Here is a 20,419-nt window from a genome sequence, read left to right as displayed (position 1 = left end):
ATGCCAGAAAACCGCAGTCGGATCGCGGACGCCTTGCGCTCTCCCTGCCATCCCCCTTCCTCCTTTCCGGCCGTGTCGACGTTCGCTGCGCGCACGTCAGCAGGATTCCATCCGCATCGCCATGCCACGCTGGCGGCCCTCGGCCTTGCGATTGTGGTGACGCTCGGCTGCAACGAAGTGTGCGCCGAACCTGCGACCGCGCGGCCTGTCAACACTGCCGCTGCACGTGGGCCGTTCGCTGCCTTCGTCGCCGAGGCCTCGCAGCGCTTTGGCATTCCGGCGGCGTGGATACGTGCCGTGATGCGCGCCGAAAGCTTCAGCGATGTACGCGCCATCTCACCGAAGGGCGCCATCGGTCTCATGCAGATCATGCCTGAGACATGGGCTGCCCTGCGCCAGCGCTACCGTTTGGGCGCCGATCCATACGATGCCCACGACAATATTATCGCTGGCGTCGGTTATCTGCGTGAGCTGCACGACCGCTACGGCATTTCCGGTTTCCTCGCGGCTTACAATGCCGGTCCTGCGCGCTGGGAAGAGCATCTCACGACCGGCCGACCGCTACCGGCGGAGACGCGCGCCTATCTCTCCCGACTCGCGCCGATTGTCGGCGGAGGTTCAGCGGACGACACGGTCATACTCGCCGCCGTGGTGAAGTCCTGGACCGAGGCGTCGTTGTTCCCAACGCGCCCGGCACGTCCGCCAAACGACATGTCGTCAGCATCGCCGCCGCTATCGCCTCAGCCGTCGACCAACCATCCGGCGCAGGATTGGACGGGCCTCGCGCCACAGTCCGATGGACTGTTCGTCGCTCTGTCGAACCGGGAGCGGTCGCAATGAGTGCGATCGGTGGCCAGCGTGCTGTGGAGGGCTGTGGCGGCGGTCTGTGTGTGAGGGACAGTCAGCACAGGAACCCAACCAACGGACGGCAAGGGAAAAGACCGGCCTCCGGCGCGGCTTATGTGGTTGGGAAGATTGAAGTATTTACTGTCCTTATCGATACCCCCTGCTGGCGCTTTCCGCACTTTCACCAACCAATTCAATGGTTCAAGCGCCGTCGGTCTGACTCCGGGCGGCATTCCACCCCATGACGACGTGCGACGACGACCTGCGCGTTCGGCCTGGGCGCATCCAGCACGGCAATCGCGGCGGCAAGCATCCCCAGACCTTTGTCGGCGAGGTGATGCGGGCCGCCAAGAAGGCTGGGCATGTCGGCAACAGCTTCCGCTCGAGCCAGGATCGCAGCCGGTCGCGGTTCGGCCGCGGCCGACGTGCGGCGGTCTCGATCCGGCTGCGCTCGAACGCCCGGCGCGTGGTGATGAAGGCGCGCGTCGTGCGCCACCAGGGAACACGCTTTCGCTCGGCGCCGATGCCCAAGCACATTGCCTACTTGAAGCGCGAGGGCGTGACCCGGGACGGCGAGAACGCACACATGTTCGACGCCGCATCCGATACCGCCAACGAACGCGCGTTCGCCGAGCGCTGCGAGGATGACCGCCACCACTTCCGTTTCATCATCTCGCCCGAAGACGGCGCGGAGCTCGGAGATCTCAAGACCTTCACGCGCGAGCTGATGCGGGACGTCGAGAAGGACCTCGGCACCAAGCTCGACTGGGTCGCCGTCGACCACTGGAACACCGACAACCCCCATGTCCACGTCCTGATCCGCGGCCGCGCCGATGACGGGCAGGACTTGGTGATCAGCCGCGACTACATCAGCCGTGGTTTTCGCGATCGCGCCGCCGAGCGCGTCACCCTGGAGCTTGGCCCGCGCAGCGAGCAGGAGATCCGCACGGCGCTGGAGAAGGAGGTCGAGGCGGAGCGCTGGACCAGCCTCGATCGGGCGCTTCGGGACATCTCGGATGACTGCGGCGGCGTCGCCGATTTGCGACCCGGTCCCAATGCCGAAGATCCGGCGCTCCGCCAACTGCTGCTCGGCCGCGCAGCGAAGCTCGAACGGCTCGGCCTGGTCGATCCGGTCGGGCCCGCCTGTTGGACGTTGAAGCCGGGCCTCGACCAAACCCTGCGCCAGCTCGGCATCCGGGGCGACATCATCAAGACAATGCACCAGGCGATGAGCGCCGGCGGACACGAGCCGGACGTCAGCACCTTCGCCCTGCATGGCGAGGAGCCCGCCGATCCGGTGCTCGGCCGGCTGATCAAACGCGGCCTTGACGATGAGCTGAAGGGCACCGCCTATGCGATCGTCGCCGGTGTCGACGGGCGCACCCACCATCTGAAGTTCTCCGATCTCGAGATGACCGGGGATGCACCAGCCAGTGCGATCGTCGAGGCGCGGTCCTATGACGATGCGAACGGGCGTCGCCGACTGTCGCTCGCGACGCGCTCCGACCTGTCGATCGAGGCGCAGACAACGGCGTCCGGAGCCACCTGGCTCGATCGCCGGCTCCTCGCCAAGGACGCGCCGCTCAGCGGCGGCGGATTCGGGGCCGAGGTGCGCGACGCGATGGAAGCGCGCATCGATCATCTGGCCCAGGAAGGGCTTGCGCGCCGGCAAGGCCAGCGCGTGGTGTTCGCCCGCGATCTCCTCTCGACCCTGCGGCGGCGGGAATTGGAGGACGCGGCGTCGAAACTGTCGGCCGAGACGGGGCTTCCCTATCAGCCTGCAGCCGAAGGCGAGCGCGTCTCCGGCGTCTACCGCCAGCGCGTGACGCTGGCCTCCGGTCGGTTCGCGATGATCGATGACGGGCTCGGATTTCAGCTCGTGCCCTGGCGCCCGGCGCTGGAGAAGGAGCTTGGCCGCGAGGTGCGTGGCGTCATGGCCCCCGGTGGAAACGTGGAATGGCCTCTGGGGCGGAAGCGAGGGCTCGGACTATGAGGATCGCAATACTGTCCGTCCGATTGTTGCTCCAGCGCGTCCGGGTTCCCGACGCCTCGCAGTCCGCGCTTGCGGCCGCCTCGCGAGATGCTGCTGATCTGGTCTCGCCGTGAACGCGACCAAGATTCTCTGGGGCCAGGTCCTTCTTGTCTGTGCGGTCGTCCTCGGCTTCATCTGGACCGCGACGGAATGGACCGCCTGGCAGCTCGCCTTTCAGCCGCAACTCGGCCACCCCTGGTTCATGCTGTTCGGCTGGCCGATGTACCAGCCGCCCGCCTTCTTCTGGTGGTGGTTCGCCTACGACGCCTATGCCCACGACATCTTCGTCACCGGCGGCTTCATCGCGGGCGCCGGCGGAGTCGGCGCCTTCGTCGTGGCTGTCGCCATGTCGGTCTGGCGGGCGCGCGAAGCGAAGAAGGTCACGACGTATGGGTCAGCGCGTTGGGCCGAGGCGCGTGAGATTCGGAAGGCTGGGCTTCTTCATCCCGACGGCGTTCTGCTCGGCCGATGGAAGGGCGCCTATCTTCGCCACCACGGCCCGGAGCACGTGCTGTGCTTCGCACCGACGCGGTCCGGCAAGGGCGTCGGCCTGGTGGTACCAACGCTGCTCACCTGGCCGGGCTCGGCCATCGTCCATGACATTAAGGGCGAGAATTGGGGTCTGACCGCCGGCTGGCGTGCGCGCTTCGGTCGGGTGCTGCTGTTCGATCCGACCAACACAAAGAGTTCGGCCTACAACCCGCTGCTCGAGGTCCGGCGCGGCGAGTGGGAAGTCAGGGACGTCCAGAACATCGCCGACGTGCTGGTCGATCCCGAAGGTGCGCTCGAGAAAAGAAACCATTGGGAGAAGACGAGCCACTCGCTGCTCGTCGGCACGATCCTGCACGTCCTTTACGCCGAAAGAGACAAGACCCTCGCCGGTGTCGCCAACTTCCTCTCCGATCCGAAGCGGCCGATCGAGACCACGCTGCGGGCGATGATGACGACGCCTCATCTGGAGAAGACGGGTGTTCACCCCGTGGTCGCCAGCGCCGCGCGCGAGCTGCTCAACAAGAGCGAGAACGAACGCTCCGGCGTTTTGTCGACGGCCATGTCGTTCCTTGGGCTCTACCGCGATCCAGTCGTCGCCGCCGTCACGGCGCGCTGCGACTGGCGCATCCGCGATCTCGTTGAGGCTGAGCATCCGGTGACCCTCTATCTCGTCGTGCCGCCGTCGGACATCAGCAGGACCAAGCCTCTCATCCGCTTGATCCTCAATCAGATCGGCCGGCGCCTCACCGAGGAGCTGGAATCGAAGCGCCGCCGGCATCGGCTGCTGCTCATGCTGGACGAGTTTCCCGCGCTCGGCCGTCTCGACTTTTTCGAAAGCGCCCTCGCTTTCATGGCGGGCTACGGGCTGAAGAGCTTTCTCATCGCCCAGAGCCTGAACCAGATCGAGAAAGCGTACGGGCAGAACAACTCCATTCTCGACAACTGCCATGTGCGTGTGAGCTTCGCCACGAATGATGAGCGCACCGCCAAGCGCGTGTCCGACGCGCTTGGCACCGCGACCGAAATGCGCGCCATGAAGAACTATGCAGGCAGCCGCTTGAGCCCATGGCTCGGTCATTTGATGGTCTCGCGCCAGGAGACGGCGCGTCCGCTGCTGACGCCCGGCGAGGTCATGCAGCTCCCGCCGGACGAGGAGCTGGTTCTCATGTCCGGCTGCGCCCCCATCCGGGCGAAGAAGGCGCGCTACTTCGAAGACCCTGAGATGACAGCGCGCATCCTCCCGCCGCCCGCGCTGACCGATCGCAAATCGTCACCTTCCGACGAACCTTCTGCGGTATCGCCGGACGGCGATTGGGGCGGCACAGTCGTTCCGCCGGCAGCACCCGAGACCGAAGACCCCGCGAACGCTGGCATCCGGCGCGAACCGGAATTGCCGGAACACGAAGAGATCGTGCCCGAGCCCGCAAAACCGGCCCATGAGTTTGAGCCAATGGACGAGGAGCCGGACGACGAGGCGCAGCGTCAGCGCATCATGCAGCGCACGTTCGGGACTGTCGCCCGCCAGGTCTCGCTCGATCCAGGCGACGACATGCAGATGTGACGCCCATGCGTACCAAGCACACGTTTCGCCTTCCGCCCGATCTCGCTGGAAAGCTGGCTGATTATGCAGCTCGTAAGCGCGTGCCGCAGGCGCTTGTCGTCGAGGCGGCGCTTGCTTCACATCTGTCGCCGGATGGCGCCGATCGGTTGGAAGCTGCGTTGGCACGGCGGCTCGATCGCATGAACCGTCACCTGGAGCGGATCGAGCGCCATGTGGACATCTCGAACGAGGCGCTGGCGGTCTTCGTGCGCTTCTGGCTGACGAGCACTCCAGCCTTGCCCGACAGCGCCTTGGCGGCAGCGCAAACCAAGGGGCGTGAGCGTTACGACGGCTTTGTCGAAGCGCTCGGCCGACGCCTGGCGCGTGGGCGCAAACTTGCTGACGAGGTGAGTCGCGATGTGGCGTCGACTTTCGCGGAAGGCCTGAACCCGCAGACCGACTAGCAATCGTCCCGGCGACCTGTCTTTCTATCCCAGAGCCCTACGACCTCATCGCCGTTGTTGCAGAGACCCAGTTCCGGCTCTTTCTACTCAACCCCGCTGACATCTGCGCCTCCGCGTGAGGCGAACTTGCGGGGTTTTTTAATGACGACGATTTCTCTCCGATCGGAAGCTTTCGCCCGCGGTGCGCGCATGCTGCGCACAGCGCTCGGGCCGGCGATCTCCGCCTACCTGGAAGATCCCAGCATCGTCGAGGTGATGCTTAATCCAGATGGTCGCTTGTGGATTGACCGGTTGTCGGGCGGCCTCGAGGACACCGGCTGCCGAGTCACGCCAGCGGACGCCGAACGTATCGTACGACTCGTCGCGCACCATATCGGCGTCGAGGTGCATGCGGGCAGTCCGCGGGTCTCGGCGGAACTGCCGGAAAGCGGTGAACGGTTCGAGGGCCTGGTTCCCCCCGTGGCCGCTGCACCGTGCTTCGCCATCCGGCGTCCTGCCGTCGCCGTGTTCACGCTCGGCGATTATGTGGACGCCGGGATCATGTCGGACGCACAGGCTGAGCTGCTGCGCACGGCAGTCCGCGAACGCAAAAACATCCTCGTCGCCGGCGGCACCTCAACCGGCAAGACCACGCTCGTCAATGCTCTGCTCGCGGAGGTCGCCAAGACCGGTGACCGCGTGGTGCTGATCGAGGATACACGCGAGCTGCAATGCGCCGCGCCGAACCTCGTCGCGCTGCGCACCAAGGACGGCGCCGCCTCGCTGTCCGATCTCGTCCGCTCGGCCCTTCGGCTCCGTCCCGATCGCATCCCGGTCGGCGAGGTGCGTGGCGCGGAAGCGCTGGATCTGTTGAAGGCGTGGGGCACCGGCCACCCGGGCGGTGTCGGCACGTTGCATGCGGGTTCAGCGATCGGCGCGTTGCGCCGCCTCGAACAGCTCATCCAGGAAGCCGTCGTCACGGTCCCGCGGGCGCTCATCGCCGAAACCATCGACCTCATCGCGGTTCTCGCCGGCCGCGGCTCCGCCCGACGGCTCACCGAGCTCGCGGCGGTCAAGGGCCTCGGCCCGACAGGCGATTACGTCCTCAATCCCGCAGGAGAACCGTGATGCTGCTCAACCGCGCTCGCCAAGCGTTCGCCATGGCTTCGGCCTTCGCCTTCGTCGCGCTCGCCACCGCTCCGGCCTACGCGGCCGGCTCCAACATGCCTTGGGAGCAGCCCCTCCAGCAAATCCTCGACTCGATCCAAGGGCCGGTGGCCAAGGTCATATCGGTGATCGTGATCATCGTGACCGGCTTGACCCTGGCGTTCGGCGAAACCTCTGGCGGCTTCCGCCGCCTGATCCAGATCGTGTTCGGCCTGTCAATCGCCTTCGCTGCATCGAGCTTCTTCCTGACCTTCTTCCAGTTCGGCGGCGGAGTGTTGGTCTGATGGAGCACGATGCGCCCATCGCCGGCTTCTACGCGCCCGTCCATCGCGCGCTGACCGAGCCGATCCTGCTCGGCGGCGCGCCGCGCGCGGTCGCGATTGTCAACGGCACGCTCGCCGCCGCCGTCGGGCTCGGACTTCGCCTCTGGATCGTTGGCGGACTCATCTGGCTGATCGGCCATGTCGCGGCCGTGTGGGCCACCAAACGCGATCCCGCCTTTGTCGACGTCGTGCGGCGCCACCTGCGCTATCCGCAGCATCTGGTCTCGTGAGGTTCGATCCATGATGAACCTCGCCGAATATCGCCGCCATACGCAGAACCTCGCTGACTTCCTGCCTTGGGCGGCACTGGTCGACAAGGGCATCATCCTCAACAAGGACGGTTCGTTCCAGCGCACCGCGCGCTTCCGCGGACCCGATCTCGATTCGGCGACGCCGGCCGAACTGGTGGCGATCACCTCGCGTCTGAACAATGCGCTCCGCCGGCTGGGCTCCGGCTGGGCCGTGTTCATCGAGGCGCAGCGCGCGCCCGCCCACCGCTATCCCATCGGGCAGTTTCCCGATCCGACTTCGGGCCTCGTGGACGCAGAGCGGCGCGCTCAGTTCGAGGAAGAAGGCGCGCACTTCGAGAGCCGGTACTTCCTCACGCTGCTGTGGCTGCCGCCGGCTGACGACGCCGCGCGCGCCGAAAGCTGGCTCTACGAGGGTCGCTCGCATGCGGGCGCCGATTGGCGCGCCGCGCTGGATGGTTTCATCGATCGCACCGACCGCGTGCTGGCCCTGGTCGAAGGCTTCATGCCCGAGGCCGAATGGCTCGATGACGGCGAGACGCTGACCTACCTGCATTCCTGCGTCTCGACCCGTCGCCAGCGCGTGCGTGTTCCCGAGACGCCGATGTATCTCGATGCCATCCTGGTCGACGAGGACCTAACCGGAGGCCTGGAACCCCGACTCGGCCGCGCCCATCTGCGCACGCTCACCGTCATGGGCTTCCCATCGCAGACCTGGCCCGGCCTGCTCGACGACCTCAATCGCCTGGCCTTTCCATACCGCTGGGCGACCCGCGCCATCTGCCTCGACAAGACCGACGCGGCCAAGCTGCTCGGCAAGATCCGCCGCCAATGGTTTGCCAAGCGCAAATCGATCATGGCGATCCTGAAGGAGGTGATGACCAACGAGGCATCGATCCTGATGGACTCCGATGCCGCCAACAAGGCGCTCGATGCCGATCAAGCGCTGCAGGAACTCGGCACTGATCTCGTTGGCGAGGCCTATGTGACAACCACCGTCACTGTCTGGGACGAGGATCCGCGCGTCGCCGACGAGCGCTTGCGTCTGGTCGAGAAGACCATCCAGGGCCGCGACTTCACCTGCATGCGCGAAGGCGTCAACGCGATCGAAGCGTGGCTCGGCTCGCTCCCCGGCCATGTCTACGCCAATGTCCGCCAGCCACCGGTCTCGACACTCAACCTCGCTCACATGATGCCATTCTCGGCGATCTGGGCCGGGCCGGAACGCGATGAGCATTTTCAGGCGCCGCCGCTATTCTTCGCGCGGACGGAAGGGTCCACGCCGTTCCGATTCAGTCTTCATGTCGGCGATGTCGGCCACACGCTGATCGTCGGCCCGACCGGCGCCGGAAAGAGCGTGCTGCTGGCGCTGATGGCCTTGCAGTTCCGGCGCTATGCGGGCGCGCAGGTCTTCGCCTTCGACTTCGGCGGCTCGATCCGCGCGGCCGCGCTCGCCATGGGCGGCGACTGGCACGATCTGGGCGGCGCGCTGGCTGATGACGCGAGCATCCCCGTCGCTTTGCAGCCGCTCGCGCGCGTCGATGACGCCGGCGAGCGCGCCTGGGCCGCCGAGTGGGTCGCGGCCTTGCTCGGTCGAGAGCAGGTCACCGTCACCCCCGAGTTGAAGGAACACCTATGGTCGGCGCTGACCTCGCTCGCCTCCGCGCCGGTGTCGGAACGGACCATCACCGGCCTCTCAGTGCTCTTGCAGTCCAACGCGCTGAAGCAGGCTCTCCAGCCCTACACGGTCGGTGGACCCTGGGGCCGTTTGCTCGACGCGGAGAACGAGCGTCTGGGCGAGGCAGAAGTGCAGGCCTTCGAGACCGAGGGCCTAATTGGCGCGGGCGCCGCGCCGGCCGTTCTGTCCTACCTGTTTCACCGGATCGAAGACCGCTTCGACGGTCGCCCAATCTTGCTCATTGTCGATGAGGGTTGGCTCGCGCTCGACGATCCCGGTTTCGCTGGTCAGTTGCGCGAATGGTTGAAGACGCTGCGAAAGAAGAATGCGTCCGTCATCTTCGCCACGCAATCGCTCGCGGACATCGACGGCAGCGCCATCGCGCCCGCCATCATTGAAAGCTGCCCGACTCGGATTCTGCTGCCGAACGAACGTGCGCTCGAGCCGCAGATCGCGGCGATCTACCGGCGCTTCGGCCTCAATGACCGGCAAATCGAGATCCTAAGTCGGGCGACGCCCAAGCGCGAATATTACTGCCAGTCGCGCCGGGGCAACCGCCTATTCGAGCTTGGGCTCTCCGAAGTCGCGCTGGCCTTCACCGCCGCATCATCGAAGACCGACCAAACCGCCATCGAACAGACCCTCGCGGCGCACGGCCGCGAAGGCTTCGCCGCCGCGTGGCTGCGCCGCACGAACCTCGACTGGGCGGCCGACATGCTTACTCGCAACCAAGAGGATTCCCCATGATTACGCGCCGCCTGCGCGCCGGTCTCGTCGCCGGCGTCACTGTCTTATCCGTCATCACCGTCAGCGTTCCCGCGCGAGCGCAGTGGATCGTCTTCGATCCGACCAACTATGCGCAGAACATCCTGACTGCCGCGCGCGAGCTTCAGCAGGTCAACAATGAAATCCAGATGCTGGAGAACCAGGCGACATCGCTGATCAATCAGGCGCGCAATCTCGCAAGCCTGCCGTACTCCTCGCTTGCCACGCTCGAACAGTCGATCGCCCAGACGCAGCAGCTTCTCACCCAGGCGCAGCGTATCGCTTACAGCGTGAGCACGATCGACCAGGCGTTCACGCAACAATATCCGCAGGCCTATTCAAGCGGAACGTCCTCGCAGCAGCTTCTCGCCGACGCGCAGTCACGCTGGCAGAACGCCCGCGCCGGATTCCAAGACACCATGCGCGTGCAGGCCGGCGTCGTGCAGAACCTCGACTCGACGCGGACCCAGATCGACGCGTTGGTGACGGCGAGCCAAGGCGCGACCGGGGCACTCCAAGCCGCACAGTCCGGCAATCAGCTCGTCGCCATCCAGACCAAGCAGCTCGCCGATCTCACCGCCGTCATGGCCTCGATCGCGCGCGCCCAAAGCCTGGACGCCGCCCGCCAACTCGAGACCGAGGCTCAGGCGCAAGCGCAGATGCAGAACTTCCTCAACTATGGCGCGGGCTATCAGCCCGGCAACGCGCAGATGTTCCATTGATGCGCGGCCGTTTCCTCAATCTCCCCGCCATTGCGCGCGCCGTCGGCTTCGCCCTGGTCGCTATCGCAATTATCGCCGCCACGCCGCACTTCCGTGAGGCTCCATTGCGCTCGCCGGACCACGCTGCAAGTCCCGCGGCGACCTCCGATCCGCTCTCGGACGAACTGAACCGATGCCAGGTGCTCGCCGCGCAGGCGGAGGATGACGCTGGTTGCGAAGCTGCCTGGGCCGAGAGCCGCCACCGCTTCTTCACGTATCGGCAGCCGTCCAACACGACGACTCCACCCGCGGCATTAGCCAAATCTCCCGACAGGTAAAGACAATGGGCGGCACCGGCGTCATCGATAATTTCCTGGGGACGTTCACCCAATACATCGATTCCGGATTCGGATTGGTCCAGGGCGATGTGCGCTGGCTCGCCGGCGTTCTCATCGCCATCGACATCACGCTCGCCGGCCTCTTTTGGGCGATGGCGCCCGACGAAGACGTGCTCGCACGTCTCATCAAGAAGACACTCTATATCGGCGTCTTCGCCTTCATTATCGGCAACTACAACAATCTCGCGCAGATCATCTTTAACAGCTTCGCAGGGCTCGGTATCGAAGCGGGCGGCGGCACCATCAGCGCCGCGCAGCTTCTTCAGCCCGGCAAGATCGCCGAGGTCGGTATCGACGCCGGCAAGCCGATCCTGACCGCGATCTCCGGGATGATGGGCTTCACCAGCGTCTTCGCGAACTTGGTGCAGATCATCATCCTGCTCGTCGCCTGGCTGATCGTCATCATCAGCTTCTTCGTCATGGCGATCCAGCTCTTCGTCAGCTTGATCGAATTCAAGCTGACGACACTCGCAGGGTTTGTTCTCGTCCCCTTCGGCCTCTTCGGCCGCACCGCGTTTCTCGCCGAGCGCGTGCTCGGCAACGTGGTCTCGTCCGGCATCAAGATCCTGGTGCTCGCCGTCATCATCGGCATCGGCTCGACGATCTTCAATCAGTTCACCAGCGGCTTCAACAATCCGCCGACGATCTCCGACGCGCTGACACTCATCCTGGCGGCGCTCTCGCTGCTCGGCCTCACGATCTTCGGTCCTGGCATCGCCAACGGCCTGATCGCCGGAGGCCCGCAACTGGGCGCTGGCGCTGCGGTCGGCACCGGTCTCGCGGCGGCGGGCATCGGCGCCGCTGGAATCGCAGCCACGGCGGGCGGCCTTGCCGCCGCGGGTGGCGCGATCGCGGGCACGGCGCGCGCGGGCGCCTCCGTCGCAGGCGGTGCCAGCGCGGCCTATGGCGCCGGCGGCGCGACCGGCGTCGCTCAGGCCGGCGGGTCAATGGCGATGAGTCCGCTTCGCCGCGCGGCGGCCGGCCTGAAAGAGAGCTTCGCATCGGGCGAGCGCGCCGTGATGCGCGGAAGCGCGGCAGCGAGCGCCGGCGGTGCGGGATCCTCGACACCTTCAGACGGTCCGCCGGCCTGGGCGCAGCGCATGAAGCGCAGTCAGACCATCAGCCGCGGCGTGTCCGCCGCCGACCACGCCATCCGCTCCGGCGACCGGGCGAGCGGCGGTCACCAGATCGACCTCTCGGAGGGGGATTAGCCCATGTTCAAACGATCCACCGTGCGCTACGGCAAGACGCCCGAGCCGGAGACACCCTATCAAAAGGCCGGCCAAGTCTGGGACGAGCGTATCGGTTCCGCCCGGGTGCAGGCGAAGAATTGGCGGCTCGCTTTCTTCGGAGCATTGGCGCTAAGCGGCGGCCTCGCCGGTGGGCTGGTCTGGCAATCGGCCCGGGGGACCATCACGCCGTGGGTGGTGCAGGTCGACAGGCTGGGCCAGGCGCAGGCCATCGCACCGGCGGTCGCCGACTATCAGCCGACCGATCCGCAGATCGCCTGGCATCTCGCTCGGTTCATCGATGAGGTGCGCAGCATTCCTGCCGATCCCGTCGTCCTGCGGCAAGACTGGCTCGACGCCTACAACTACGTCACCGACAAGGGCGCGCTGGCCCTCAACGATTACGCCCGCACCAACGATCCATTCTCGAAGGTTGGGAAGACGCAGGTGTCCGTCGAGGTGGCGAGCGTGATCCGCGCCTCCGACAGCAGCTTCCGCGTCGAATGGGTCGAGCGGCGCTATGTCGACAACGCGCTCGCCGCCACGGAGCGCTGGAGCGCCATCCTCACCATCGTTGTGCAGACGCCGACCGACGCCGATCGGCTGAAGAAAAATCCGCTCGGCGTCTACGTCCACGCCCTCAACTGGTCAAAGGAGCTCGGCTGATGCGCTCGCTGCCTCTCCCAACCCTTCTGCTTGTATCGACGTCCCTGGCAGCGTGCTCGACGTGGAAGCCGCCCGAGATCACCTACGACGACACGCCGAAGCAAGCTGTGCTTCAGCCCGATCCACCCAAGTCGGTGCAGATCGTCGAGCTGCCGAAGCCGCTACCTCTGCCCGGCCAACTCAAGCGGCTTCCCGGATCGACGAAAGCGCCACCCGAACCAGTCGATCCACACGCGCGCGTCGACCAGGCGAATGGCGCGGCCCGAATTCAGCCAACGCGAGCGGGTTATCTCAACGCCATTCAGGTCTATCCGTTCTCCGACGGCGCGCTCTATCAGGTCTATGCCGCGCCCGGCGAGATCACCGACATCGCGCTCGAGCCGGGCGAGCAGCTTGTCGGCTCCGGCCCCGTCGCGGCGGGCGACACCGTGCGCTGGATCATCGGCGATACGGAGAGCGGCGCCGGCGCGGCCAAGCGCATCCACATTCTCGTCAAGCCAACGCGCGCCGATCTCATCAGCAACCTCGTCATCAACACCGATCGGCGGACCTATCACCTCGAGCTGCATTCCGACGAGAAGACCTACATGGCATCGGTCTCCTGGGCCTATGCGCAAGACCAACTCATCGCCCTTCGTCAGCAGAACGCGGCGGCCGACGCTGCGACGCCCGTGGCGACCGGAGTCGATATCAACGCGCTGAACTTTCGCTATCGCATCGAGGGCGACAATCCCGCCTGGCGGCCGCTTCGCGCGTTCGACGATGGCCGGCAGGTGTTCATCGAATTTCCGAGCGGCATCAGCCGGGGCGAGTTGCCGCCGCTTTGGGTTATCGGCGCCGAAGGCGACGGCCAACTCGTCAACTACCGCGTCAAGGGCAACCACATGATCGTCGATCGGCTGTTCGCCGCGGCCGAACTCAAGCTCGGCGGCAAGCATCAAAAGGTCGTGCGGATTGTCCGCACCGACGGGAGGCCGCAGTCGTGACGGATGAACCCCGTCAAGAAGGCGAGCCGAGCGGAGGCGGTCGCCCAGCCGAGGAGATGCGGTTGCGGTCGAGCCGGCCGCCGGTCACCCGTCTATCGCGAAGAGTGCTCCTCGGCCTATGCACGGCCGCGGCGCTCGGCATCGGCGGCGCCTTGTTCTTCGCGCTCAAGCCCCAGCATCAGACGACGGGCTCTGAGCTCTATAATACCAACAATCGCAACACGCCCGACGGCCTGGCGAATCTTCCCCGGGATTACACCGGCCTTCCCAAGCCCGCGCCGCAGCTCGGGCCGCCGCTTCCCGGCGATCTCGGCCGGCCGATTCTCAATAGCGGAGCCGCAGCCCCTGGCATGCCGACCGGCACCGATCCCGAACAGCAGCGGATCGCGCAAGAGCAAGAGGCCGCGCGCACGAGCCGTCTCTTCACGACGACGAATGCCCGCCAAACTGCGCAAACAGCATCGGCAGCAACTCCGACGGCCGCGACGCCTGCCGTCGCGGCCGTCGGTTCAAGCGACCTGACCTCGCAGGATCACAAGCTCGCGTTTCTCAACGGCGCCGTCGACCGTCGCACCACGAGCCCCGACCGCGTCCAGCCTGCCGCGAGCAAATACACTCTGCAGGCGGGCGCGGTCATCCCCGCAGCGCTGATCACCGGCCTTCGCTCCGACCTTCCCGGTCAGGTTACCGCGCAGGTGACAGAAGATGTCTATGACAGCCCGACGGGAAAGATCCTTTTGATCCCGCAAGGCGCACGCCTGGTCGGGCAATACGACGCGCAGATCGCCTTTGGGCAGACGCGCGCGCTGCTCGTCTGGAATCGCCTGATCATGCCGAACGGCCACTCAATCGTCCTGGAACGTCAGCCGGGCGCTGACACCGAAGGCTATGCCGGCATCGAGGACGAGGTCGACAACCATTGGGGCATGCTGTTCAAGGCGGCGATCCTCTCCACGCTCTTGAGCGTCGGCTCCGAAGCGGGCACGAGCGACAGCGAGAACAATCTGGCGCAGGCGATCCGACAGGGCGCATCGCAGAGCTTCAGTCAGGTCGGCGCGCAAGTCGTCGGGCGCTCTCTCAACATTCAGCCGACGATCACCATCAGGCCGGGCTTCCCCGTGCGCGTGATGGTCACCCACGATCTCGTCCTCGAACCCTACGGTGCATGAGGCAGTAACATGGCAAAGCTGAGGCTCGCTACGATTGAAGATATTAAGCCGGTCAAGCTCACAATAGAATTGCCTGCGTCAGTGCATCGCGATCTCCTTGCCTACGGAGCGGTGCTTGCGCGCGAGACCGATCATGCCGTAATCGAACCCGAGAAGCTCGTAGCTCCGATGTTGGCGCGATTCATGGCAACGGATCGAGCTTTCGCGAAGTTACGACGAAGCCTATCAGAGAAGGTGTCGTGAGCGCGCTTCATCGCGCATAAAGGCGAGGAAGCGGCCGAGGACAGCGTCTTCCGCATCTGGCATCCACGCGAGTTCAACCTGAAGCCAGGCATCTTCCTCATCGATCGGCCGGTAAACGACTCCTGGAAACACCACTTCAGACTGGCTCATCGTCGCGAGGGTAACTCCCAAACCCGCGCCGACGAGCGCGAACACGCTTTGCTTGCTCGCCGCATGCATGTGAAACTTAACGCCGCTTCCGAGGAACGCGGCATAGAACTCCCGGGCTGACTGACTTTCATCCCATCCTTGAACCAGGAATATTTCGTCACGTAACACATCCCAATCGACCGCTCTGCGCCCGGAAAGAGGATGCTCCTGCGGCAGCGCCGCGACTATGCGTTCGCGGTAAAGGGGCTCGGACGTTGCGTGGGGCCATAGAGCATGACTGGTCATCAACGCGGCGTCGAGCCGTCGCTCCGCCAGCGCGGCTTGCATGTCCCGCTCGTTCATCTCGAATATCGTTAGCAGCACATCAGGGTGCATCTCTCGCCACCTTGAAAGCAAAGTCCGCATGGGCTCACCAATAGGCGGCATACGCACGCCAAGCCGAACCTTCCCGACCTTTCCCGTACCGTTCTGGTGCCCAGACGTCATGACGGCATCGATATCGGCAAGTGCTCGCCGGACAAACATCATCACCGCCTGGCCGCCCGTCGTGAGGCGTATCCCGAAGCGGCCGCGCTCAAAGAGCGTTAAACCGAGTTCTTCCTCCACCCGTCCGATCCGGCGACTGATGGTGGATGAGTTCAATCCAAGCGCCTTGGCGGCGCGGGTGAAGGTTCCAGCGTCCGCTGATGCCGTCAGATATTTAAGATCACGGATTTCCATTGCCGCCATGCCGGGCGTACTCGAACATGAGGCTCGAGATTTCGAGTCGTCCCTCAAATCCTTTATTCGTTGACCGTCTCAGGCGCGCACCGGACACTATGACGTTCCCCGTGAGGTGCCGCGACGGGATAATCGGGCGAAGAGACAGCAGAGTGTCGCGAGGTCATCGGACCGCCAAACGAACGGCGTACATACGCTGGTCACAATTGACTCCATTTAGCTTAGCCATGCTGCCAGCAGGCGATGCTCTCACTTCGTCTTCGCGGCGAATACCTTTTTGGCTCCATCAACTTTGGTTCTTTTCTTTTGTCTCAGCCAAATTTGGAGCCGATCGAGATACAGATAGATTACTGGCGTCGTGTAGAGTGTGAGCAACTGACTGAGTGCCAGCCCACCGATCATCGCGTAGCCGAGCGGCTGACGTAGTTCCGAGCCGGTGCCGTTGCCGAGCGCGAGCGGAACGCCTGCAAGCAAAGCCGCCCCCGTCGTCATCAGGATAGGGCGGAAGCGCAAGAGGCACGCCTCGCGAATGGCCTGAACCGGCGGAAGGTGACGGTCACGCTCAGCAACAATGGCAAAGTCGACCAACATGATGCCGTTCTTCTTGACGATACCGATCAATAGGATAATTGCGATGATGCCTATCACTGACAGATCTATGTGCCCCACCCACAACGCAAGTAACGCACCAACACCAGCCGATGGTAATGTCGAAAGAATCGTCAGCGGGTGAATGAAGCTCTCGTACAGCACACCGAGGATGATATAGACGACTACGAGCGCAGCGATGATCAGCACAGGCATACTCGACAACGATGTCTGGAACGCCTGCGCATTGCCCTGGAACGCGCCAGTCACTGTGCCAGGCAGGTTGATCTCCTGTGCCGCTTGGCTGATTGCGTTGACAGCCTGGCCAAGCGCGACACCCGGTCGGAGATTGAACGACAAGGTAACCGCGGGGAACTGGCCCTGATGTGTCACCGACAGCGACCCGACCTTGGCCGTATCAACTCTCACGAGCGCGGAAAGCGGCACCGTAGCGCCCGTCAGCGGTGATTTCACATAGATGCGGTCGAGCGATGCAAGCGTGCGCTGCAGTGCCGGGGTGATTTCAAGAACTATCGGGTATGTATTGAGCTGGGTGAAGTACTGCGTGATCTGCCGCTGGCCGTAGGCATCGTTTAACGTGTCGTCAATCGTCTGCGGTGAAATACCAAAGCGCGAGGCCTGGTCCCGGTTTATGTCGACCGTGAGAAGCGGCGCGTCGGCGAGAAGGTCTGTGGCAACGTCCGCGAGCTGGGGCAGCGTGCGCATTTTCTGAAGCATCTTCTGTGACCATGTGGTCAGCTCGCCGATATCGGCACTCTGCAACGTATATTGAAAACTGCCGCGCGAAGACCGGCCGCCTACGGTGATGTCCTGTGTTGCCGACAGGGAGAGATTGACGCCCTGGACCTTTGCGATCTCCGGTCTCAACCGCTCGATTATCTGGGAAGCCGTGAGCGTGCGCTCGTCGCGCGGCTTAAGAACGATATAAAACCGAGCGGTATTCGCTGTCTGTGCGAAACCGTTGCCGCCGGTGCTACCCGTCCATGAGGCAACGCCCTCGACGCCGGGATCCTTGAGGATGACCTCTCCGAGCACACGTTCGAGACGTTTCATCTCCTCGGGCGAGACTTCCTGTGCCGCCTCCGCCAGGCCGCCGATCAGGCTGGTGTCCTGAATCGGAAAAAAACCTTTGGGAATCTGGATGGCCATAACCACAGCCAGCACAACCGTAGCGAAGAAACCACAGAGGGTGACCGCCTGATGGCGCAGCACGATGTCGAGCGTGTGCCGATAGCCGGACTGCATCGTGTTGAAGCAAGTTTCGAGGGCTCGATAGAGGCGGCCATGATCCTCTGATGCCTCCTGCCGCATGAAGCGCGAGCACAGCATCGGGGCGAGCGTGAGCGATACCAAAGCTGAGACCGCAATTGCCGCGGTCACGGTTAGAGCGAACTCTCGAAACAATCGGCCGACAATCCCACCCATAAGCAAGAGCGGGATGAAAACGGCAATCAGCGACACGCTGATCGAAAGCACGGTAAAGGCGATCTCTCGAGAGCCGTTAAGCGCGGCTTCAAAGGGCGGCGCGCCGCTTTCGATATGACGATAGATGTTCTCAACGACCACGATAGCGTCGTCGACCACGAAGCCGACGGCTATGGTCAGCGCCATCAATGATAAATTGTCGAGACTGAAGTTGAGCACATACATGGCCGCGAACGATCCGAGCAGCGCGAGCACGATCGTGAGGCCCGGAATCAGCGTCGCCCACAAATTGCGTAGGAATAGCAGGACTACCATCACGACGAGGCCGACAGTCAGGCCAAGCGTAAACTCGACATCGCGCACCGAAGCGCGGATGGTGGTCGTTCGGTCGAGAACAGTATGGATTGTGATCGCTGGTGGAATATCGGCCGCGAGACGTGGCAGTTGGGCCTTGATCCGGTCTACGGTGTCGATGACATTGGCGCCGGGCTGCTTATAGACTGTAAGAAGGATCGCGGGTTTATTGTTGTCATAGGCGGCCGCAGTTCGATCGGACGCCGCGGAGACCGCCTCGCCGACGTCGCGCACTCTGACCGAGGCGCCATTGCGGTAGGCGAGCACGACGTCATCGAATTGTTTTGCCTCGGTGATCTGGTCGTTGGCTGCGATCGTGAAGCTCATTTTGCCTGTATCGAGCGTGCCTTTGGCGGCATCGGTCGTGGCGTTGGCGAGGACGGGCCGTATGTCCTCAAGGGTCAACCCGCGCGAAGCGAGCTTTGCCGGATCGACTTGAACACGGATCGCCGGCTTCTGCTCACCGCCGAGCGACACCTGGGCGACACCCGGTACTTGCGAGATCTTTTGGGCGAGATAATTGTCGGCATATTCGTTGACGCTGGTGAGCGGGATTGTATCGGACCTCGCCGAGAGGACGAGGATGGGGGCGTCGGCCGGGTTCAGCTTCTTGTAGGTCGGCGGCGTCGTCATCGATCGCGGCAACGTGTTGCTTGCGGCGTTAATCGCCGCCTGCACGTCCTGCGCCGCCGAGTCGATATTGCGATCTAGATCGAACTGGATCGTGATCGAGGTCGCGCCCAGCGCGCTGAGCGACGTCATCTGGGTAACGCCCGCGATCTGCCCGAGCTGGCGCTCGAGCGGCGCCGCAACCGATGAGGCCATCGTGTCGGCGCTCGCTCCGGCAAGCGTTGCGGTGACTTGAACGGTCGGGAAATCGACCTGCGGCAGGGGGGCGACCGGCAGGAGCGGGAACGCGGCAATGCCCAGGAGCGCCAAAGCCGCCATCAGCAGTGCCGTTGCGACCGGTCGTACGATGAATGGCGCGGAGAGATTCACCTGGCGCCCTCGGACGTTGGCGACGGGGGTGACGTGACTCTTACCTTTACCTGTGCATCGCGCTTCAGCTTGAATTGTCCGTCCGTCACGACGCGTTCGCCGTCGCTAAGGCCCGAAGTGACCACCGTCAGATCGCCAGTCGTCGGCCCGACCTTGATCGGCCGGGGTTCAGCCGTGTCTTTCGGCGTTACAATCCACGCGAACAAGCCCTGCGGACCCCGTTGGACCGCGGCCGATGGAATGACGAGAACATTGCCGAGCGTCTTGAGTGACAAGCGGGCATTGACGAATTCGCCCGGCCACAGCCTTTCGTCGTCATTGGGGAAGATGGCCTTCAGACGCATGGTGTCGGTGGCGGGATCGATTGCATCGTCGACGAGAAGGAGTTTTCCTGCGCTTAGTTCCTGGCGGTTGTTTTGGTCGAAAGCCGTCACCATGACGGGACCATGGGCTAAAGCGCTGCGCACATCATCGAGGAACCGCGCCGGCAGTGTGAACAGCACGGCGGACGGGCTGATCCGCATCAGAATGACGATCGGTTGTGCGTCGGACACATGCACCACGTTTCCAGGATCGATCGAGCGAATTCCAATTCGCCCGTCGCTTGGCGCCCTGATCGAGGTGTAGTCGAGTTGTGTCTGTGCGGTGTCGATGGCAGCTTCATCGGCGGCAATGGACGCCTTCAGTTGATCGACCGTCGCCTGCTGGTGATCGACCGTCTGCCGGGCTATGGAATCACTCAGTGCCAACGTCTTGTACCGCGTAAGATCTTTCTCAGCGGAAACGAGCAGCGCAGCGTCCTGGGCCTTTTTTCCTCGGGCCTGATCAAGCGCGGCCTTGAACAAGCGCGGGTCTATCTTGGCCAGCACGTCGCCCTTCTTTACATCCTGCCCTTCGGTGAACAGCACCTCCTGTAGTGTGCCATCGACCTGGGGACGAATACCGACAGTCAATGACGCCTGCACGGCGCCAAGACCGGTCAGATCGATGGGCACGTTCTGTCGAGTTGCGACGGAAATGCTTACCGGTACAGATGGGCGTGTGGTCGGCGGAATCTTGGTTCGCGCCGACAAAAGCCAGTGGGTCGCAATGCCAACTACAATAAGTGCAGCACTCGCAGAAATCAGAAAAATAGCGCGCCGGCGCCTGACTGCGTCGCGATCAGTCTCGTTGACCGACGTGTCCTTAGATTGTGCAGGTTCTAGCGAATTATGATCTGTTTGATCGCTCAAGCTC

At 64.0% G+C, this 20,419-nt stretch carries 18 protein-coding genes; 15 read left to right on the top strand and 3 right to left on the bottom strand.

Annotated elements, in window-relative coordinates:
• The 15 genes from WC026_RS12545 (at position 1) to WC026_RS12475 (ending at position 14,926) form a co-directional block, all read left to right on the top strand.
• On the top strand, positions 1-840 hold the full coding sequence (locus WC026_RS12545; protein WP_372711332.1) for a lytic transglycosylase domain-containing protein: 840 nt from the start codon (positions 1-3) through the stop codon (positions 838-840).
• Between the two features lie 247 nt (positions 841-1,087).
• Entirely contained in the window at positions 1,088-2,839 is a 1,752-nt protein-coding gene (locus tag WC026_RS12540; RefSeq protein ID WP_372711331.1) for a relaxase/mobilization nuclease domain-containing protein, read from the top strand.
• A gap of 109 nt (positions 2,840-2,948) precedes the next feature.
• On the top strand, positions 2,949-4,931 hold the full coding sequence (locus WC026_RS12535) for a conjugal transfer protein TraG (RefSeq protein ID WP_372711330.1): 1,983 nt from the start codon (positions 2,949-2,951) through the stop codon (positions 4,929-4,931).
• Positions 4,932-4,936: 5 nt separating this feature from the next.
• Entirely contained in the window at positions 4,937-5,374 is a 438-nt protein-coding gene (locus tag WC026_RS12530; protein ID WP_372711329.1) for a CopG family transcriptional regulator, read from the top strand.
• Positions 5,375-5,515: 141 nt separating this feature from the next.
• On the top strand, positions 5,516-6,481 hold the full coding sequence (gene trbB / locus WC026_RS12525) for a P-type conjugative transfer ATPase TrbB (protein ID WP_372711328.1): 966 nt from the start codon (positions 5,516-5,518) through the stop codon (positions 6,479-6,481).
• Complete coding sequence (locus WC026_RS12520) at positions 6,481-6,804, top strand: TrbC/VirB2 family protein (protein WP_372711327.1); 324 nt, start codon at positions 6,481-6,483, stop codon at positions 6,802-6,804. The genes trbB and WC026_RS12520 overlap by 1 nt, the downstream gene beginning before the upstream one ends.
• Positions 6,804-7,073: a VirB3 family type IV secretion system protein gene (locus WC026_RS12515; protein WP_372711326.1), complete on the top strand. Its 270-nt coding sequence runs from the start codon at positions 6,804-6,806 to the stop codon at positions 7,071-7,073. The genes WC026_RS12520 and WC026_RS12515 overlap by 1 nt, the downstream gene beginning before the upstream one ends.
• 10 nt (positions 7,074-7,083) lie before the next feature.
• On the top strand, positions 7,084-9,516 hold the full coding sequence (trbE, locus tag WC026_RS12510; protein WP_372711325.1) for a conjugal transfer protein TrbE: 2,433 nt from the start codon (positions 7,084-7,086) through the stop codon (positions 9,514-9,516).
• Positions 9,513-10,256, top strand: coding sequence for a P-type conjugative transfer protein TrbJ (gene trbJ / locus WC026_RS12505; protein ID WP_372711324.1), 744 nt, complete (start codon positions 9,513-9,515; stop codon positions 10,254-10,256). The genes trbE and trbJ overlap by 4 nt, the downstream gene beginning before the upstream one ends.
• Positions 10,256-10,573 carry a putative entry exclusion protein TrbK-alt gene (trbK-alt, locus tag WC026_RS12500; protein WP_372711322.1) on the top strand — a complete coding sequence of 106 codons (318 nt, stop codon included), beginning with the start codon at positions 10,256-10,258 and terminating at the stop codon, positions 10,571-10,573. The genes trbJ and trbK-alt overlap by 1 nt, the downstream gene beginning before the upstream one ends.
• 5 nt (positions 10,574-10,578) lie before the next feature.
• Entirely contained in the window at positions 10,579-11,844 is a 1,266-nt protein-coding gene (gene trbL / locus WC026_RS12495) for a P-type conjugative transfer protein TrbL (RefSeq protein WP_372711321.1), read from the top strand.
• Positions 11,845-11,847: 3 nt separating this feature from the next.
• Positions 11,848-12,528: a conjugal transfer protein TrbF gene (gene trbF, locus WC026_RS12490; protein ID WP_372711320.1), complete on the top strand. Its 681-nt coding sequence runs from the start codon at positions 11,848-11,850 to the stop codon at positions 12,526-12,528.
• On the top strand, positions 12,528-13,514 hold the full coding sequence (gene trbG / locus WC026_RS12485; protein ID WP_372711319.1) for a P-type conjugative transfer protein TrbG: 987 nt from the start codon (positions 12,528-12,530) through the stop codon (positions 13,512-13,514). The genes trbF and trbG overlap by 1 nt, the downstream gene beginning before the upstream one ends.
• Positions 13,511-14,683, top strand: coding sequence for a TrbI/VirB10 family protein (locus WC026_RS12480; RefSeq protein WP_372711317.1), 1,173 nt, complete (start codon positions 13,511-13,513; stop codon positions 14,681-14,683). Before trbG ends, WC026_RS12480 begins: the two co-directional genes overlap by 4 nt.
• A gap of 9 nt (positions 14,684-14,692) precedes the next feature.
• A complete protein-coding gene (locus tag WC026_RS12475) occupies positions 14,693-14,926 on the top strand; it encodes a DUF2274 domain-containing protein (protein WP_372711316.1) in 234 nt (77 codons plus the stop codon).
• Here WC026_RS12475 and WC026_RS12470 read toward each other — a convergent pair.
• From WC026_RS12470 to WC026_RS12460, 3 genes are all read right to left on the bottom strand, one after another.
• Positions 14,909-15,805 (bottom strand): LysR family transcriptional regulator, encoded by an 897-nt coding sequence (locus WC026_RS12470; protein WP_372711315.1) that lies wholly within the window; start codon positions 15,803-15,805, stop codon positions 14,909-14,911. The two genes, WC026_RS12475 and WC026_RS12470, sit on opposite strands and share 18 nt — an antisense overlap.
• A gap of 240 nt (positions 15,806-16,045) precedes the next feature.
• The gene (locus WC026_RS12465) at positions 16,046-19,183 is read right to left on the bottom strand and encodes an efflux RND transporter permease subunit (protein WP_372711314.1); all 3,138 of its coding nucleotides are present in this window, start codon (positions 19,181-19,183) and stop codon (positions 16,046-16,048) included.
• The gene (locus tag WC026_RS12460) at positions 19,180-20,415 is read right to left on the bottom strand and encodes an efflux RND transporter periplasmic adaptor subunit (RefSeq protein ID WP_372711313.1); all 1,236 of its coding nucleotides are present in this window, start codon (positions 20,413-20,415) and stop codon (positions 19,180-19,182) included. The genes WC026_RS12465 and WC026_RS12460 overlap by 4 nt, the downstream gene beginning before the upstream one ends.
• Positions 20,416-20,419: the final 4 nt, after the last annotated feature.

It is taken from the genome of Hyphomicrobium sp., from assembly GCF_041674905.1.
In the GTDB taxonomy this organism is placed as follows: Bacteria; Pseudomonadota; Alphaproteobacteria; order Rhizobiales; family Hyphomicrobiaceae; genus Hyphomicrobium_B.
This window is presented reverse-complemented; position numbering and strand designations above follow the sequence as displayed.

What these genes read in the sequence shown, in the direction of transcription:
- WC026_RS12520 (WP_372711327.1), top strand. Translation starts at nt 6,481, where the DNA reads ATGCTGCTCAACCGCGCTCGCCAAGCGTTCGCCATGGCTTCGGCCTTC.
- trbK-alt (WP_372711322.1), top strand. Translation starts at nt 10,256, where the DNA reads ATGCGCGGCCGTTTCCTCAATCTCCCCGCCATTGCGCGCGCCGTCGGC.
- WC026_RS12545 (WP_372711332.1), top strand. Translation starts at nt 1, where the DNA reads ATGCCAGAAAACCGCAGTCGGATCGCGGACGCCTTGCGCTCTCCCTGC.
- trbJ (WP_372711324.1), top strand. Translation starts at nt 9,513, where the DNA reads ATGATTACGCGCCGCCTGCGCGCCGGTCTCGTCGCCGGCGTCACTGTC.
- WC026_RS12530 (WP_372711329.1), top strand. Translation starts at nt 4,937, where the DNA reads ATGCGTACCAAGCACACGTTTCGCCTTCCGCCCGATCTCGCTGGAAAG.
- trbL (WP_372711321.1), top strand. Translation starts at nt 10,579, where the DNA reads ATGGGCGGCACCGGCGTCATCGATAATTTCCTGGGGACGTTCACCCAA.
- trbB (WP_372711328.1), top strand. Translation starts at nt 5,516, where the DNA reads ATGACGACGATTTCTCTCCGATCGGAAGCTTTCGCCCGCGGTGCGCGC.
- WC026_RS12475 (WP_372711316.1), top strand. Translation starts at nt 14,693, where the DNA reads ATGGCAAAGCTGAGGCTCGCTACGATTGAAGATATTAAGCCGGTCAAG.
- WC026_RS12540 (WP_372711331.1), top strand. Translation starts at nt 1,088, where the DNA reads ATGACGACGTGCGACGACGACCTGCGCGTTCGGCCTGGGCGCATCCAG.
- trbE (WP_372711325.1), top strand. Translation starts at nt 7,084, where the DNA reads ATGATGAACCTCGCCGAATATCGCCGCCATACGCAGAACCTCGCTGAC.
- trbF (WP_372711320.1), top strand. Translation starts at nt 11,848, where the DNA reads ATGTTCAAACGATCCACCGTGCGCTACGGCAAGACGCCCGAGCCGGAG.
- WC026_RS12470 (WP_372711315.1), bottom strand. Translation starts at nt 15,805, where the DNA reads ATGGCGGCAATGGAAATCCGTGATCTTAAATATCTGACGGCATCAGCG.
- trbG (WP_372711319.1), top strand. Translation starts at nt 12,528, where the DNA reads ATGCGCTCGCTGCCTCTCCCAACCCTTCTGCTTGTATCGACGTCCCTG.
- WC026_RS12515 (WP_372711326.1), top strand. Translation starts at nt 6,804, where the DNA reads ATGGAGCACGATGCGCCCATCGCCGGCTTCTACGCGCCCGTCCATCGC.